Genomic DNA, 14,591 nt, shown 5'->3' with positions numbered 1-14,591 from the left:
TGGAGAAAATTAAATGCAAAATCAACATTCTCGTTTAATTATTTTAGGTTCGGGACCTGCGGGTTATAGTGCAGCCGTATATGCAGCTCGTGCCAACCTCAAACCAACATTGATTGCTGGACTACAATTAGGCGGGCAATTAACAACAACGACTGAAGTTGATAATTGGGTTGGCGATGCTGAGGGCTTAACTGGTCCTGTACTCATGGAGCGTATGCAGGCGCATGCAGAACGCTTTGGTACAGAAATGGTCTATGATCACATCAATGAGGTGGATCTCAAAACTCGCCCATTCGTACTCAAAGGTGACATGGGTGAATATACTTGTGATGCACTGATTATTGCAACAGGTGCAACGGCTCAATATCTAGGTCTTGAGTCAGAGGCAGCTTTCATGGGGCAGGGTGTGAGTGCCTGTGCAACCTGTGATGGTTTCTTCTATAAAAACCAAAATGTCATGGTGGTTGGTGGTGGTAACACTGCGGTTGAGGAAGCTTTATATCTGTCAAATATCGCTGCACATGTGACACTGGTACACCGTCGTGACAGTCTGCGTTCTGAAAAGATTTTGCAAGACCATCTTTTTGCCAAAGAAAAAGAGGGCAAAATCAGCATTATTTGGAACCATCAAGTTGATGAGGTTTTAGGTGACAACACAGGTGTAACGGCGGTACGTATTAAATCCACTCAAGATGCAAGTATCCAAGATGTTCAAGTGCAAGGCTTGTTTGTTGCGATTGGACATAAACCCAATACAGGAATGTTTGAAAGTCAATTGAACCTACGTGATGGCTATATCCAAGTCCAAAGTGGAACTACGGGTAATGCAACAGCTACATCTATCGAGGGTGTATTTGCTGCGGGTGATGTGGCAGACAGTATTTATCGTCAAGCGATTACCTCGGCTGGTTCGGGTTGTATGGCAGCATTGGATGCTGAAAAGTATTTAGACAATCAAGAATAATCAATACATTCACTGAAATAAATCAAGCTAACTCCACCTCTCATGGGTGGAGTTAGATTTTCTATATTGTTTTTTTATTTAGCTACTTATAGTGTTACGCCAGCGTTTCTCTATTTCGGATTCGCTTACTTAAAGCGAGTGTGGGATAAGTAAGCAGATCCTTTTTAGTAATTGGTATGCTCATTACAAATTCTTTTGGGAACATCAAATTAGTTGGATGGATGAGCAATTAAAATTCAGATTTATAAGAGATAAAATTCCTTTATCTCTTATTTTTATATTAAGTGTTTTTGTAATTGGGATTGTACTTTTTTGAGCTGTACCACATGGCTTCAGGCTATTTGTGCATGATATATGTTGCCCAATCAGCCATTAAGCCTTTACGTTTTTCTAAATAGCCTCCACGTAAATAAGAAGCTTCAACCTTATCTGGAAGTTTGTGTGCGAGAACATGTTCACACACTTCTCTACGGTAATCTGTTTTGTCTGCCGACCAATCACGGAAAGTAGACCGAAAGCCATGCGTTGTAATGACTCGGTTTTGTTTGGGATCAATATAGCCTAAGCCATTTTCTTTAAGCTTTTGCTCATGCAGTCGTTTGATTAGGGTCGTCAAAGACATATCAGAAAGCATCTCACCACTCCGTGGCGCAGGGAAGATGAAATCTTGAATTAGAGTATGATTTTGAATTGATTCAAGCAAACTTATCGCTTCTTTCGACAAAGGCACATGATGTTCCTTTTCTGCTTTCATACGTTCTTTAGGAATAATCCAGACTTTATTCTTAAAATCAATTTCCTGCCATTTCGCCCCAAAAATCTCACCAGAGCGACAGGCGGTTAAAATTGCAAATTCCAGAGCTTTTGGTGAAATTCCTTTTTTCTGTCTTAAGTGTTGGATAAACTCAGCAACCTGTTCATAGGGCAGGGATGGGTGAGGGCGTGATTCCTGCTTTAAATTACCTAATATAGGTTCAAGATTGCCTTTCCATTCGGCAGGGTTGTCACCCTCAAAATATCCCATTGCTTTGGCATAATCAAAAATGGTTTCTATACGACCACGGATACGTTTGGCTGTTTCGTTTTTCTCAACCCAAATAGGTCTTAAAACTTCAGCAATATCGGCTTTGGTAATGTTACTAATAGTAAGATTGCCCAAAGTTGGGTAAATATAAGTTTCTAGTGTTGATGACCATTGTCCAATATGTTTTTCATTTTTGAGTTCACGGGTTTTATTGGCAATAACAACTTTTGCACATTCCATGAATGTTTTGTTCCGTAGTTGCTGAACATGAAGCTTTGCAAGCTGTTCCTGTTGATGGACAATTGGATCAATACCACTTCGTATTTGTAATTTTAATTCAGTGGCTTTAGCACGAGCTTCAGCTAAAGAAACTTCAGGGTATGGACCAATACCAATATCACGTCGATGAGGTTTTAATTTTCCATCTTTATCCAGATGTTTTCCCACCACCGCACGTAAAATCCAGACACGGGAAGTTCCTTCGACGTTTAAACAAAGACCATCAACACCACCTACGTGATATCGACCAGTCTCTTTAATTTTTGCTACACTAAGCGCAGATAGCTCTTTAGCTTTCTTTGGCATGTTATTGTCTACCCCTCAAATTACCCCTCATAAAATACTGGAAATAGTCGGATTAGACAAGACTGAGTTGGATGGGTGTAATTGTAATTAATTGAAAAATATTAATTTATAATATTGGATTGGACTTCTTAGGATTGGTGTTAGACGGACACCGCTTCCGCCAAATACGAAAAAGCCCTTATGAAAATAAGGGCTTTTTTATTTCTCTGTGTTTTAGATTAATAACTTGGTTGCAATTGCCCACATCATCAGTCCAACAACAACATCTAGAATTCTCCATGAACTGGCCTTTTTAAACCAAGGCAATAAAACTTTTGCGCCATAGCCTAAAGCGAAAAAGAAGATCCATGAAGAAAGTATGGTTCCAGCTGCAAACAAATACAGATGATCTGCAAACTGAACTGAAATCGAACCAACCAGAATCACGGTGTCTAGATAGACATGTGGATTCAGCCAGGTGAAGGCCAAGCACATTCCAATGATTTTAAGCAATGAGTCTTTTTCAATTTCACTGGGGTTGAGTGCAGAGCTATTGTTGATGGCTGAGTAAAAATTTCGAAGTCCATATAAAAATAGAAAAGCAGCACCAAAGTATTTGGCAATGGTAACGATCAAAGGGAAGTCAATCACGATTTTTGAAAAGCCCATGACCCCTAAATAAATCAAGATAGAATCCGAAAGTGCACAGATCAAACAGACCCAAAAAACATGCTGTTGCTTTAAGCCTTGTTTTAGAACAAAAGCATTTTGCGCGCCAATGGCTAAAATTAAAGAAAAGCCAATACCAAGCCCATAGAAAAATGCAGTCATATTTTGGTTCCTCAATCATATAGGGTGGTTTGTGCTGGCTTTGGCTGGAAAACAACGTGCATAAGCTTAGGCAAAGGCAGTTCGTCTAACGCTTAGATCAAGTGTTAGATGCTTTTTTCCATTAAAAATTTACTGTTTGCTATTATCTTTTTTTATTTATAAAAGTCAGTAAAATTAAGATTGTTTTGGTTTGGTTAAATTTTTTTAAGGTATGATCTTGGACACTAAACAAGGTGAAGCATTTTTTGCTGTCGCTGAAAAGGGACATTTTGAATAGACTGCTATGAGGTATTCAGAGTAAAAGCCAATGGGGTATACCTTAGATTTTAGCGATAGCTTTATTTATCTGAGATGGATATGACTGAATAAGTGCTTAGAGGTCGGGTGATGTAACAAAGCTGCTTAATCTTATTGTCCGAATTTCCCCCCTTGTTTTTCAATTATTGCCCTTATTTTTAGAATTGTTTCAGATCAAAATTAAAAACAAGTGACACAGGAAGTGCTCGATGGAATATCCAAGCACATATTTAAAATAATGCAGTGAGTCAGGCATGGACCTCAATCATAATATTCATAATGAAAACAATCTGATGCTCAGCAAAACACGGAAAGTGATTGCACTCGGTTTTGCCACACAAGGCCTTGGCTATGCGACCGTGATGACAGCACTCCCCACAATAAAAGGTCGATTCAGACTTTCAGATGATCAGTTATCTCTAATTATTCTAGGGGTATGCATTGCAGCAGCGCTCGGTTCAATTTTAGCTGATCGTATCGCAGTCAAGCTTGGCTCACGACTTGCTGTTGTGACTGGCTTTATTTTTGAAGCACTAGGAATAGCAATTGCTGCATTTAGTCCAAATGTAATCCTCATGATTGCGAGTTTTTTGCTTTATGGACTTGGATTAGGCTGTTTAGATGCAGCACTGAATATGCAAGCAGTTATCATGGAACAACGGCTTGGTAAAAGTGTATTTGGTGGTTTCTTTGCATGTTATACCGCGGCGGCATTTTTAGGGGCATTGATTATGTCAGCCACCGTTTCAACAGCACTTGGAGCAACGACAGCATTATGCATTGCAGTGGCGATTGCCTTCATCACCTCGCAACTTTCTAAACACTGGTTATTTCAGCAAAAACAATGTTCAGACATACATCTGCAAGATAAGCCAGCGATTCCATATCAACAGCTTCTTACTTTTGGGCTGATTATTTTGATTGTGTTTACTGTCGATTCTGCAATTAGTACATGGAGTTCAATTTATCTCAAAGATGTTTTGGCAAGTTCGGCAACCATTGCTCCTTTAGGGTATGCCGCTTATCAAATTGGAATTCTACTCACACGCTTAAGTCTTGATTATTTACTGCAATTTAAAACAGCGACATGGATTGCTTTGGTCACGCTCCTGATCGGGGCATTCGGATGTGTATTGTCTGGAATCAGCCATTCATTAGTGACCGTTATTTGGGGTTTTGCATTGGCTGGTGTTGCCGTAGGTGCTTTGGTTCCACTTACATATTCTGCTGTAGGTCGTTTGGATGAAAGCCGACGCGATGAAATTATTGCTCGTGTTAATATTTTTAATTATGGCGGCGCAGTAGCGGGTGCGGTCATCGTTGGGCTGCTGGCAACGCCTTTTGGTTATGCGCCGTCCTTTATTGGTTTGGCATTTGCCTTACTCAGTATTATCTATTTAAGAAAAAGACTGGTTTGATCTATATCAATCAGGGCAAAGCTATTTTGTACGGGTCATGATCATCTTTTTTTATTTTTAAAATTTAGTAAGATTAAGGCTGTTTGAATTTTCCTAAATTTTTCTAAGGTTCTTATGCTGGACAATAAACAATGTGAAGCCTTCTTTGCAGTTGCGGAACATGGAAGCTTCGAACAGGCAGGTGCCAAGCTCTGTATTACTGCATCAGCGGTGACATTAAGGGTGCAAGCACTTGAAAAAGAATTAGGCCAGCTACTGCTGATTCGTGGTCGTCCTTGTGTCTTAACACAAGCAGGTCAGCAAATCTTCGAACACATACAGCACATCCGACGTTTAGAACAAAACTTACTTCATGGTTTAACTGGTGGAGGAGAATCACATTTTTTTAAGACTGTGATTGGTTCAAATGAAGACTCTTTAGCGACATGGTTGCTTCCTGCACTAAAGGATGTGTTACTCAAAGAAAAGATTGTGATTGAGCTGAGAACAGATGACCAGTCTCATACCTATTCATTATTAGAAAAGGGGACGGTGAGTGCCTGTATTTCAATTGAAGATCAACCCATGCGCGGTTGCCGTGCGCAATATTTAGGTTTGATGCGTTATCAAATGATGGCGACAGCGCAATTTAGACGGAAATGGTTTGCAGAAGGTGTTCATCGAGAAACTTTACGTGCTGCACCTGCGATTATTTTTAATGAAAAAGACCGTATGCATTTTGATGTTCTGGAAAAAAACTATGGATTGATGAAAGGTACTTATCCTTGTCATTTAATTCCATCATCAGAGTCTTTTGTGACCGCCATTAAATTGGGGTTAGGCTATGGCATGGTGCCCGAGCTGCAACTGAATATTGAAAATAAAGCAGAAGTATTGGTTGGGTTATTGCCTGATATTAGCGTTGATATTCCACTGTATTGGCATCATTGGAATCAACAATCAAAGCCATTACAGCTTTTGACAGAGCATATTGTAAATCACGCTCGATTAATTTTGGCCTAAGATGAGAGAATAACAATAAAAATTATTATATCGTGTATAGAGCAAGATTTTAAATGCATGAGCTAACATTACTTCTAAAACGTTTAATAGGTGAAATTAAACCTAATAAATGTTTAGAAGTAATGTCAAAACTAAAACAAGTCTGAATATTATATTGGACGGAAATGATTAGAAAATTCTAGAGCTTCCAATATATTGTTTAGAAACATGATTTAAGGCGCTTAATATGCTGCTGGCATCTTTCGTAGTTAATGCCTCATTGAGTTCATGCATATAAGCGACAATTTGTGCTTTAACTTTGTCTGCGAAAACTGGCGTGACAGCTTGATCTTCATAAAGTAGGACATAGTTTTTTGCAAAACCATAAATGAGGAATAAAGCGTTGTGTTCAAGCGGGTGCTCAGCAGCGACAATGGCTTGTTCACATTGATGTTTTAATTGTTGGTAGGCATCCGTTCCATTTGGAAGAGTTTGAAACGTTTCAAATATAGATTGGAAATTCATTTGAATTACTCGCTCAAAAAGAAAATCTACAGATGATTGAACTAAAAATCAAGAAAAATTTATTATTTTTGATGATGAATTATTTATGCATTGATTCAGATTATTTTGCTTTAAAGAATTAAATACTTTATTAGAGGTTTTGGTTTGCTCTCTGAATAAAACTTGAATATAACTGTGATATCACAGACTTATTTAATGTTTTTTACATTTCCAATACTAGTCATATACATGCGGTACAAATCAAAAAAGGCCTTAATATGGGAAAATGGTAACAATTATTTGATTTTGATCGGTTTAGGTAATGGTTGTGAAGAATATTTTACTACCCGCGATTTTGGTATTGGGTTTGGTTGGTTGTACTTCGATCACAACGATGTCTCCTGCTCAATTTAACCAACTCAGTACAACACAGATCCCATTTTCAGGAAGTTGGACCGGTGAAGCGGGTGCTGCATCAGTCGCGTTAAGTCTGAACCGTCAAGGCATTGGGATGCTGTGTATGGATGACCGTAAGGAAGTCATGTCTTATCGGGTAAAGTTGGTTGATAACACCCTATACAGTGATAAAGGGGTTAAGTTTAAAGTCAAAGCGTTGAATAACAGCAAGGCCAACATTCACATGAGTCTATTGGGATTAGGGGTTAATTTTGATCTGAATAAAGATGATGCGTTAAAGAATGCCACTGTGGGGTGTAAGCAAGCCCTAAATTAATTTTGTATTGCGATTCTAAACCTTGCCTGTGATTGCAGGCAGTTAAAATTTTCCGCAGATTAAAGAGACCGTTATGTTTTCTCCTTATATTCATGCGTTTGCATTATTTTTCTCATTGCTCAATCCCTTTCTGATGAGTGTTTACATGGTCGGGATGATCCGTAATACCGATGCAAAGGTATTTAGTAAAGCCTTGATACAGGGCAGTTTGATCGCCTTCGGGGTATTTATTCTATTTGCCTGGGGCGGTGAGAATATTTTTAGTCGCTATTTAAATGTTCGTTTCGAATCTTTTCAAATTTTTGGTGGTCTAATTTTCTTGGTGATCGGTTATCGCTATGTGTTCCAAGGGGCTGAAACCATTGGTGAGATGCGGGGGGCGCCTGAGCATTTGGCGGGTACCATCGCGATGCCATTTATGATCGGTCCAGGCACAATTAGTGCGGCGGTAGTGACAGGGGTAAGTGTACCTTTTACTGGGGCAATAGCTGTTATTGCAATTACCTTGATTCTAACCTGTAGTATTTTGATCCTGATGAAGTTTGGTCATGACCATTTACGCTATAAACATGCAAAATATATCGATCGCTATTTTGATATTGTCGGACGTTTATCTGCTTTACTGATCGGTACGATCGCAATTGATATGATTGTAAACGGTATCATTGGGCTGATTCGTTCAGCTAATCTGAGTTGAATTGTATTAAACCCAGATTCCTACATCTCAGGTATTTTCAAACATTCTCTTTCTTTTGAGGATGCATTGAATCAAAAATACTTGGGATGTCATTATTTTGAATTAAACAATAACAAGATCATAAAAAGAATTGATGATGTTTTATCGTTTTGCGCATATGTTTATACCCATGAATAAACGATAATAATCATGTTGTATTCTCTATGAGCTCTTCCCATGTATCAATTAGATCAAGCAAACCAAGCACCTGACGACCAGTCAGAGCTGACAATGACCGTTTTGATGACACCTGATATGGCCAACTTTTCAGGTAATGTTCATGGTGGAACGATTTTAAAGCTACTTGATCAAGTTGCTTATGCTTGTGCAAGCCGATACTCAGGCAGCTATGTTGTGACTTTATCTGTTGATCGTGTTAATTTCAAAGAACCAATTTATGTTGGTGAGCTAGTGACCTTTTTGGCCAGCGTGAATCATGTTGGGCGCACTTCGATGGAAATTGGTATTCGTGTTGAAGCGCAAAATATTCAGAAGCGTACCATCCGCCATACCAATACTTGTTATTTCACTATGGTTGCAGTGGATGAACAGCGTAAGCCAAAAGAAGTACCACAATTAAATCTAGATACAGAATGGAAGCGTTGTCGCTTTGAAGCCGCAGAGCAGCGTAAGGCGACACGTTTACAAGAAGTTCATCAGCCTTCATGCAGCATGTTTAAGAAAACCACTCAATGCTAATTTTTTAATGCAGAGCTTATTCAAAAAATAAAAGATCGAACCGCAGCATGGTTCGATCTTTTTTTACATTTGTAATGAAATAAATTTTAAATCATTATAAATGTGGGTCTAAAGGGTCTGGAGGAACCTTAAGATCTGATTAGTTTGTTGGTGCCGGTGTAGATGCAGGTGCTTCAGTTGCTGTTGCATCAGTTGCAGCTTGACCTTGAGTTTCAGGTTGCTCTTGAGTTGAAACAACAACTTTTTCTTCAGTTTGTTGTTCTACTGGTGCTGCAAATGTAGAAGCTGCAGCAAGAGTAAGTGTAGTCGCAAGAACAGTTTTGATAAATTTCATGTTTGGCATCCTTATTTCATTTAAAATAACAACCGCAATAGGAGGATTCGGTTAATCCCAATCTCTCAATTTCGGCATGAGGTCCATGCTATGTGCCAAACGTATTTGCGGCAATGTTCTTAACAATCTATTACGTCTATCTTAACAATATGAAATATTGAATCGCTTTATGTAGTTGCTATGTAAAACATCATGAAGAAATTAAGGATTAAAATGTATGTAAATATGTTTTTATGGTTAAAAAATAATCTATTGTTTTACGTGTTTTAAACACTAGTCTTCATTTTCTAAAAATTTATTAATTGAATAAACCATTTATATCTTATTTTTAAATAAGATTTTTAGATTTAATATGTGATAAATATCTCTTTATTTTTATTTAATGGCTTTTAAGTCTAATTATAGAGGGAGATCATTCTTTATTTTATTTCATCAATTTTTCGCTTTAAAATGAAATAAATTTTCAATGCGAGTCGATCGTGAAGGTTATTGCTCCCAAAACAGTTCCCACTCATATTATTTCTGGCTTTTTAGGGGCAGGTAAGACCACATTATTGCAGCATTTACTCACTCAAAAGCCTGAGCATGAAGTTTGGGCGATTCTGATGAATGAGTTTGGGCAAATTGGGGTTGACCAACAACTGATAACCCAGCAACAAGGCTATGCGGTGAAAGAGTTGTTGGGGGGCTGCCTGTGTTGTAGTAGTCAATTACCGATGCAGATTGCACTTTCTCGCTTACTCAGTGAAAGCAAACCTGATCGATTATTTATTGAACCAACGGGCTTAGGGCATCCAGCACAATTATTGGAGCAATTGACTGAACCGCATTGGCAAACGAGCTTGGCAATGCGAGCTTTGGTGATAGTTGTAGATGGGAGTCGTCTACATGATCAGGATTGGGTCAAACAGAATTTATATAGCGATCAATTAAAAGCGGCTCAAATTGTGGTGTTGTCGCATATCGACTGTATGACAGCCGCAGATCATCAAGCCTATGCGGCTTTAAAACAAGAATATGAAACCTATGTCCAGTATTGGGTTGAAGCCGAAAATGGGCAGGTGGATATGCAACAATTGGATATTCAGCAGCAACCTGTACAACGTAAGATCCAACCCTTATTAAGATTGCAGCAAACACAAGCTATTGAACAGACGCCAGAAATAAAGCAACTCCCTTATCATTATGTTGAAACGGCTCAGGGTTATACGGTCGCAGGTTGGAAATTGCCGAAACGCTGGCAATTTAATTTTCATGATTTATTAGATGTGTTGTGTGCGCAACAAGACTGGGTACGAATTAAAGGAATTTTTAATACCGATCTAGGTTGGAAAAGTTTTAATTTTAATCCGCAGCAGTTTAACTATAAGTCGGCCGAGGAGAGCATTGATAATCGAATTGAGGTGATTTGTCAGTCAACACGTGACTGGTTGGCTTTTGAAACAGAATTATTGCAGTGCCGTATCGATCCGATTGATGATCAACTTGATCAAATCGCACATGCTTCTCGGTAAAATAGAGTATGCTTAGCGCCAAATTTGAGAACACTGTATTTAAGAGTTTAGTTTATGGCGTTAAAAGCAACGATATATAAGGCAGACCTCAATATTGCCAATATGGATGAGCATATCTATGCCGATTATCAGCTCACACTTGCTCAGCATCCTTCTGAAACCATTGAACGTTTAATGGTTCGTATTCTGGCTTATGCACGGTTTGCCGATGAACGCCTAGAGTTCACCAAAGACTTATTTGAAACAGATGAGCCAGCGTTATGGCAAAAAGATCTGACCGGACTGCTAGAGCAATGGATCGAAGTGGGCTGTCCATCTGAAGATAAAGTGAAAAAGGCCAGTGCACGTTGTAAGAATGTTGCAGTTGTGACTTATGGTTCTCAGTCAGACGATTGGTGGCAGAAAAACACCAAGATTAAAACCTTGAGTAATGTGCAAGTGTGGCAATTGGCCCCACAAACTACGCAGGCACTTGAGAGCTTATGCGAACGTACCATGCAATTGCAGTTGAATATTATGGATGGCGAATGGACTTTGTTAAGTGACAAAGGCCAAGTCGACATCCAGTGGCAACAATTGCAATAATTTTAGTTTGAGTGATGTGGAGAGATAGCAATGAGCGCAGAATTAGAAATCATTGACTTGAAAGTAGGTGAAGGCAAAGAAGCGGTTCGTGGTGCTTTAATCACGACTCATTATACTGGTTGGTTGGAAGATGGAACCAAGTTTGACTCGTCTTTAGATCGTGGCAACTACTTTGAAACCGTGATTGGTACCGGTCGTGTGATTAAAGGTTGGGATCAGGGCATTATGGGCATGCGTGTGGGGGGAAAGCGTAAGCTGATTGTGCCTGCACATTTGGCCTATGGCTCACGTAAAATGGGCAAGATCATTCCAGCCAATGCCAATCTGACTTTCGAAATTGAACTGTTCGACGTAAAAACACGCGACGAATAACCAGTTTTGATTGAGTAAATCGAAGCGGTTTGGTTTATTTTTAGACTAAATCGCTTTAAAATCATAAAGATAAAATAATATTGATAATTGTATAATAAGATTTTGATTTTAAAAACATTTCTTTCATCTGAATTTTATTACAGCCCAAGAAAAATATATTGATTCTGTATACAGTCCTGTATATCTTTGAGTTAAAAGAGCAATTTTTCGATGTCCCTTATTGTTAAAGCATCAATCTGTATTTTCAGGGTGTGAAATGTTGTGCTTCAGGTGATTCTAAGTTGATGGGGGTAAGTCAGCTATAGTTCATCGATGATAAAAAATGTCGCAAAAAGTAATGATAAGAATTTGAGTGAGTAGAGGTCGATATGAATGATTATTTGGATATCACTGCATCAGAACTATTAAGAGAGTTAGATCATTTTTTTCTGATTGATACCCATGATGGCGCCCAGACTGGTTTTTGGGTGAATGAAAAAGCGCTAACGGACAAACACTACTGGATGGATGGGGATTATAAGGTTGAAATCCTCAGATCTTTACAGCCTTCGCATCAGTATGCGCCGCATGACTATAAAATCACGCGTTTGGCAGTCGGCGAAAATGATAGCAATGTGGTGTTATTGGACTATGATGGGGTGCACAAAAAAATTCAGACTTTCCGCCGTGGTGAATGGGTGAACCGTCTGAATAAATATTTTTATCAAAAAGAGCGCCACTATTTACAGCAACTTGCAGATCATCCTAACTTTCAATTAATACAATATTAATCTCGTATAAGGATGCTTAAATGCCCCTAATTCAAATCTTGAAATAGGGGTTGGTGTGCTTACCAAAAAATATTCAATTAAAATGTGATTGATTTCATAAAAAATACATTTAAGTTTATTTTCAGCTTTTAAAATTATAAATACAATCCGTACTTCCAGCTGACCATCAAAAACATCTTATTTGTCCATAAAATTGTAAGATGATGCAGGCATGATCTGCGATCAGCGAATTTCTAATCTTGAGACGATATCTCTATGACAACACGTTTAGTGTCCCCAACTTTAAAAACTGTTTTAGGTCTTGTGTTTGGGGTGGTTGCCTGCACCACAACTTTTGCGGCAAATCCAAAAATTGATGCAACCACATTGACGGTCATTGGGTATCATGAAATCACAGAACGTAAAGATGCCTTGATTCCAAGTTATGCTGTGACAGCCAAACAATTTGGTGAACATATTGATTGGCTAAAAAAGAATGGCTATCACTTTATTAATGTCGACCAATTGATCAAAGCACACCAAGGCAAATATAAATTACCAACGAAACCTATTTTGCTGACGGTGGATGATGGCTATCAGTCGTTTTATCAAAATGCCTATCCGATTATTCGCGCAAAAAAAATTCCAGTGGTGTTGGCTGTGGTCGGATCTTGGCTAGAACCTAAAGCAGACCAGAAAGTTGATTTTGGTGGTGAGCTGATTGAGCGCAATAAAATCTTGAGTTGGGATGAGTTGAAGGAAATGCAGAACAGTGGTTTGGTTGAAATCGCCAGCCACAGTTACCATTTACATCAAGGCATTAATGGCAATCCGCAGGGTAATCTGGAACCTGCTGCGATTACGCGTATTTATGACCCTAAAACCAAGAGCTATGAAAGTGATGCAGCTTATCAAGCCCGTGTTTATCAAGATTTAAAAAAGAACAATGAGCTATTAAAATCACATGGTTTACGTTCACCGCGTGTAATGGTCTGGCCGTATGGTCGCTATAATATGCAGTTGGTACAAACCTCTAAACAGTTGGGGATGCCGATTACCATTACCTTGGATGATGGGGCAGATCATGCCAAGCAATCACTTCAAAATATGAGTCGTATTTTGATTCAGGGCAATATGTCGACCAGTGCTTTGGCACAAGAGATTAAGAATCGTGAATTGAATTTGAATGATAACAATCGACCGCAAAAAATTATGCATGTCGATTTAGATTACATTTATGACCCAGATACCAAGCAGCAAGAACGTAATCTCGATCATTTGATTGACCGTATTAATGGCATGGGCGTAAATACGGTGTATTTACAGGCCTTTTCTGATCCAGATGCCAACGGTTCTGCCGATATGGTGTATTTCCCAAATCGTCATATTCCAATGCGTGCAGACTTATTTAACCGCGTCGCTTGGCAAATCCAGACCCGTACACCAGTTCAGCGTTTATACGCATGGATGCCACTCTTGGCGTGGGAACTACCTAAGACTGATCCAGTGTCGAAAGATTTAGTGGAAACCCAACAAGCCAAAGCAGGCGAACATTTGAATATGGGCTATATTCGTCTCAGTCCATTTTCACCACAAGCGCGCCAAACCATTAAAGAAATTTATCAGGATTTGGCTAAATCAACGCCGTTCGATGGCTTGTTGTTCCATGATGACGTGACTTTGTCAGATTATGAAGATGCCAGTCCTGATGCGTTGGCGGCGTATGCCAAACAAGGCTTACCAACTGACCTTGCTAAAATTCGTGATAACGATGCCGATTTGCAAAAATGGACGGCTTATAAAACCAATTATTTAGATGATTTTGCAATGGAGTTGGCAGGAGAGGTTCGTCAGTATCAACCATTCCTAGTGACTGCTCGTAATCTTTATGCGCAGGTGGCTTTAAATGCTTATGCAGAAAACTGGTATGCACAATCTTTAGAGCAATCACTGAATCGTTATGATTTCACTGCGATTATGGCAATGCCTTATATGGAGCAATCGGACAATCCAGCTAAGTTCTATTCAGATATCATGAATCGCGTGAAGCAGTATCCAAACGGTATTAAAAAGACCGTGATGGAGTTACAGGCGGTAAACTGGCGCAATGACCAAAAAGTGCCGTCTGAAGAAATGGCTGCGACGATTAAGTCCTTATATGAACAAGGTGCAATGCATGTGGCCTATTATCCAGATGATCCGATCAAAGGACATCCAGATGTTGAAACAATGCGTAAGGCTTTTGGTCTAAAATCATCTCAATTAGTACCATAGTCGAGTAATGTA

General features: G+C 39.0%; 16 protein-coding genes. 12 read left to right on the top strand and 4 right to left on the bottom strand.

Annotated features, from left to right (window positions below; translation table 11 throughout):
* The first annotated feature begins 13 nt into the window (after window positions 1-13).
* Complete coding sequence (gene trxB / locus MN869_RS03545) at window positions 14-964, top strand: thioredoxin-disulfide reductase (RefSeq protein ID WP_004699744.1); 951 nt, start codon at window positions 14-16, stop codon at window positions 962-964.
* A 145-nt stretch (window positions 965-1,109) separates the two neighbouring features.
* Window positions 1,110-1,280, top strand: a complete 171-nt coding sequence (locus MN869_RS20465; protein ID WP_323807942.1) for a hypothetical protein — start codon at window positions 1,110-1,112, stop codon at window positions 1,278-1,280.
* A gap of 21 nt (window positions 1,281-1,301) precedes the next feature.
* On the opposite strand, the gene MN869_RS03540 is transcribed toward MN869_RS20465, so the two are convergent.
* Together MN869_RS03540 and MN869_RS03535 are read right to left on the bottom strand one after the other, a co-directional pair.
* Window positions 1,302-2,573, bottom strand: a complete 1,272-nt coding sequence (locus MN869_RS03540) for a tyrosine-type recombinase/integrase (RefSeq protein ID WP_004699746.1) — start codon at window positions 2,571-2,573, stop codon at window positions 1,302-1,304.
* A gap of 213 nt (window positions 2,574-2,786) precedes the next feature.
* Window positions 2,787-3,383, bottom strand: coding sequence for a LysE/ArgO family amino acid transporter (locus tag MN869_RS03535; protein WP_033134298.1), 597 nt, complete (start codon window positions 3,381-3,383; stop codon window positions 2,787-2,789).
* A 551-nt stretch (window positions 3,384-3,934) separates the two neighbouring features.
* Here MN869_RS03535 and MN869_RS03530 point away from each other — a divergent pair.
* Both MN869_RS03530 and MN869_RS03525 read left to right on the top strand, forming a co-directional pair.
* Window positions 3,935-5,098, top strand: a complete 1,164-nt coding sequence (locus tag MN869_RS03530) for an MFS transporter (protein ID WP_033134297.1) — start codon at window positions 3,935-3,937, stop codon at window positions 5,096-5,098.
* Between the two features lie 114 nt (window positions 5,099-5,212).
* Window positions 5,213-6,100 carry an ArgP/LysG family DNA-binding transcriptional regulator gene (locus MN869_RS03525; protein ID WP_033134296.1) on the top strand — a complete coding sequence of 296 codons (888 nt, stop codon included), beginning with the start codon at window positions 5,213-5,215 and terminating at the stop codon, window positions 6,098-6,100.
* 168 nt (window positions 6,101-6,268) lie between these two features.
* Here the strand turns inward: MN869_RS03525 and MN869_RS03520 are convergent, their stop codons facing one another.
* Window positions 6,269-6,604: a hypothetical protein gene (locus MN869_RS03520; RefSeq protein ID WP_033134295.1), complete on the bottom strand. Its 336-nt coding sequence runs from the start codon at window positions 6,602-6,604 to the stop codon at window positions 6,269-6,271.
* A 301-nt stretch (window positions 6,605-6,905) separates the two neighbouring features.
* Between MN869_RS03520 and MN869_RS03515 the strand changes: the two genes are divergently transcribed.
* The 3 genes from MN869_RS03515 to MN869_RS03505 all read left to right on the top strand — a co-directional run bounded on the left by MN869_RS03515 (window position 6,906) and on the right by MN869_RS03505 (window position 8,751).
* Window positions 6,906-7,316, top strand: coding sequence for a J517_1871 family lipoprotein (locus MN869_RS03515; protein ID WP_033134294.1), 411 nt, complete (start codon window positions 6,906-6,908; stop codon window positions 7,314-7,316).
* 73 nt (window positions 7,317-7,389) lie between these two features.
* Window positions 7,390-8,013: a MarC family protein gene (locus MN869_RS03510; RefSeq protein WP_004801510.1), complete on the top strand. Its 624-nt coding sequence runs from the start codon at window positions 7,390-7,392 to the stop codon at window positions 8,011-8,013.
* A gap of 216 nt (window positions 8,014-8,229) precedes the next feature.
* The gene (locus MN869_RS03505) at window positions 8,230-8,751 is read left to right on the top strand and encodes an acyl-CoA thioesterase (RefSeq protein ID WP_004801507.1); all 522 of its coding nucleotides are present in this window, start codon (window positions 8,230-8,232) and stop codon (window positions 8,749-8,751) included.
* A gap of 139 nt (window positions 8,752-8,890) precedes the next feature.
* Here MN869_RS03505 and MN869_RS03500 read toward each other — a convergent pair whose 3' ends face one another.
* Complete coding sequence (locus tag MN869_RS03500) at window positions 8,891-9,085, bottom strand: hypothetical protein (protein WP_004801506.1); 195 nt, start codon at window positions 9,083-9,085, stop codon at window positions 8,891-8,893.
* Window positions 9,086-9,564: 479 nt separating this feature from the next.
* Between MN869_RS03500 and MN869_RS03495 the strand changes: the two genes are divergently transcribed.
* The 5 genes from MN869_RS03495 to pgaB all read left to right on the top strand — a co-directional run bounded on the left by MN869_RS03495 (window position 9,565) and on the right by pgaB (window position 14,579).
* Window positions 9,565-10,599: a GTP-binding protein gene (locus MN869_RS03495; RefSeq protein ID WP_005322830.1), complete on the top strand. Its 1,035-nt coding sequence runs from the start codon at window positions 9,565-9,567 to the stop codon at window positions 10,597-10,599.
* 54 nt (window positions 10,600-10,653) lie between these two features.
* Complete coding sequence (locus MN869_RS03490; protein WP_033134293.1) at window positions 10,654-11,184, top strand: YaeQ family protein; 531 nt, start codon at window positions 10,654-10,656, stop codon at window positions 11,182-11,184.
* A gap of 30 nt (window positions 11,185-11,214) precedes the next feature.
* Window positions 11,215-11,556, top strand: a complete 342-nt coding sequence (locus tag MN869_RS03485) for an FKBP-type peptidyl-prolyl cis-trans isomerase (RefSeq protein WP_004652009.1) — start codon at window positions 11,215-11,217, stop codon at window positions 11,554-11,556.
* 368 nt (window positions 11,557-11,924) lie between these two features.
* The gene (locus MN869_RS03480) at window positions 11,925-12,326 is read left to right on the top strand and encodes a hypothetical protein (RefSeq protein ID WP_004801498.1); all 402 of its coding nucleotides are present in this window, start codon (window positions 11,925-11,927) and stop codon (window positions 12,324-12,326) included.
* 255 nt (window positions 12,327-12,581) lie between these two features.
* The gene (gene pgaB / locus MN869_RS03475) at window positions 12,582-14,579 is read left to right on the top strand and encodes a poly-beta-1,6-N-acetyl-D-glucosamine N-deacetylase PgaB (RefSeq protein WP_033134292.1); all 1,998 of its coding nucleotides are present in this window, start codon (window positions 12,582-12,584) and stop codon (window positions 14,577-14,579) included.
* The last annotated feature ends 12 nt before the right edge of the window (window positions 14,580-14,591 follow it).

This window comes from Acinetobacter sp. NIPH1876, from assembly GCF_022808535.1.
Lineage (GTDB): Bacteria > Pseudomonadota > Gammaproteobacteria > Pseudomonadales > Moraxellaceae > Acinetobacter > Acinetobacter higginsii.
The sequence above is the reverse complement of the archived record's forward strand: the minus strand, read 5'-3'. Positions and strand labels throughout refer to the sequence as shown.

Bases quoted from the DNA above. Each gene is read 5' to 3' on its own strand.
- trxB (WP_004699744.1), top strand. From the start codon at position 14: ATGCAAAATCAACATTCTCGTTTAATTATTTTAGGTTCGGGACCTGCG.
- MN869_RS03510 (WP_004801510.1), top strand. From the start codon at position 7,390: ATGTTTTCTCCTTATATTCATGCGTTTGCATTATTTTTCTCATTGCTC.
- MN869_RS03540 (WP_004699746.1), bottom strand. From the start codon at position 2,573: ATGCCAAAGAAAGCTAAAGAGCTATCTGCGCTTAGTGTAGCAAAAATT.
- MN869_RS03515 (WP_033134294.1), top strand. From the start codon at position 6,906: ATGGTTGTGAAGAATATTTTACTACCCGCGATTTTGGTATTGGGTTTG.
- MN869_RS03535 (WP_033134298.1), bottom strand. From the start codon at position 3,383: ATGACTGCATTTTTCTATGGGCTTGGTATTGGCTTTTCTTTAATTTTA.
- MN869_RS03525 (WP_033134296.1), top strand. From the start codon at position 5,213: ATGCTGGACAATAAACAATGTGAAGCCTTCTTTGCAGTTGCGGAACAT.
- pgaB (WP_033134292.1), top strand. From the start codon at position 12,582: ATGACAACACGTTTAGTGTCCCCAACTTTAAAAACTGTTTTAGGTCTT.
- MN869_RS03480 (WP_004801498.1), top strand. From the start codon at position 11,925: ATGAATGATTATTTGGATATCACTGCATCAGAACTATTAAGAGAGTTA.
- MN869_RS03520 (WP_033134295.1), bottom strand. From the start codon at position 6,604: ATGAATTTCCAATCTATATTTGAAACGTTTCAAACTCTTCCAAATGGA.
- MN869_RS03500 (WP_004801506.1), bottom strand. From the start codon at position 9,085: ATGAAATTTATCAAAACTGTTCTTGCGACTACACTTACTCTTGCTGCA.
- MN869_RS03485 (WP_004652009.1), top strand. From the start codon at position 11,215: ATGAGCGCAGAATTAGAAATCATTGACTTGAAAGTAGGTGAAGGCAAA.
- MN869_RS03490 (WP_033134293.1), top strand. From the start codon at position 10,654: ATGGCGTTAAAAGCAACGATATATAAGGCAGACCTCAATATTGCCAAT.
- MN869_RS03505 (WP_004801507.1), top strand. From the start codon at position 8,230: ATGTATCAATTAGATCAAGCAAACCAAGCACCTGACGACCAGTCAGAG.
- MN869_RS03530 (WP_033134297.1), top strand. From the start codon at position 3,935: ATGGACCTCAATCATAATATTCATAATGAAAACAATCTGATGCTCAGC.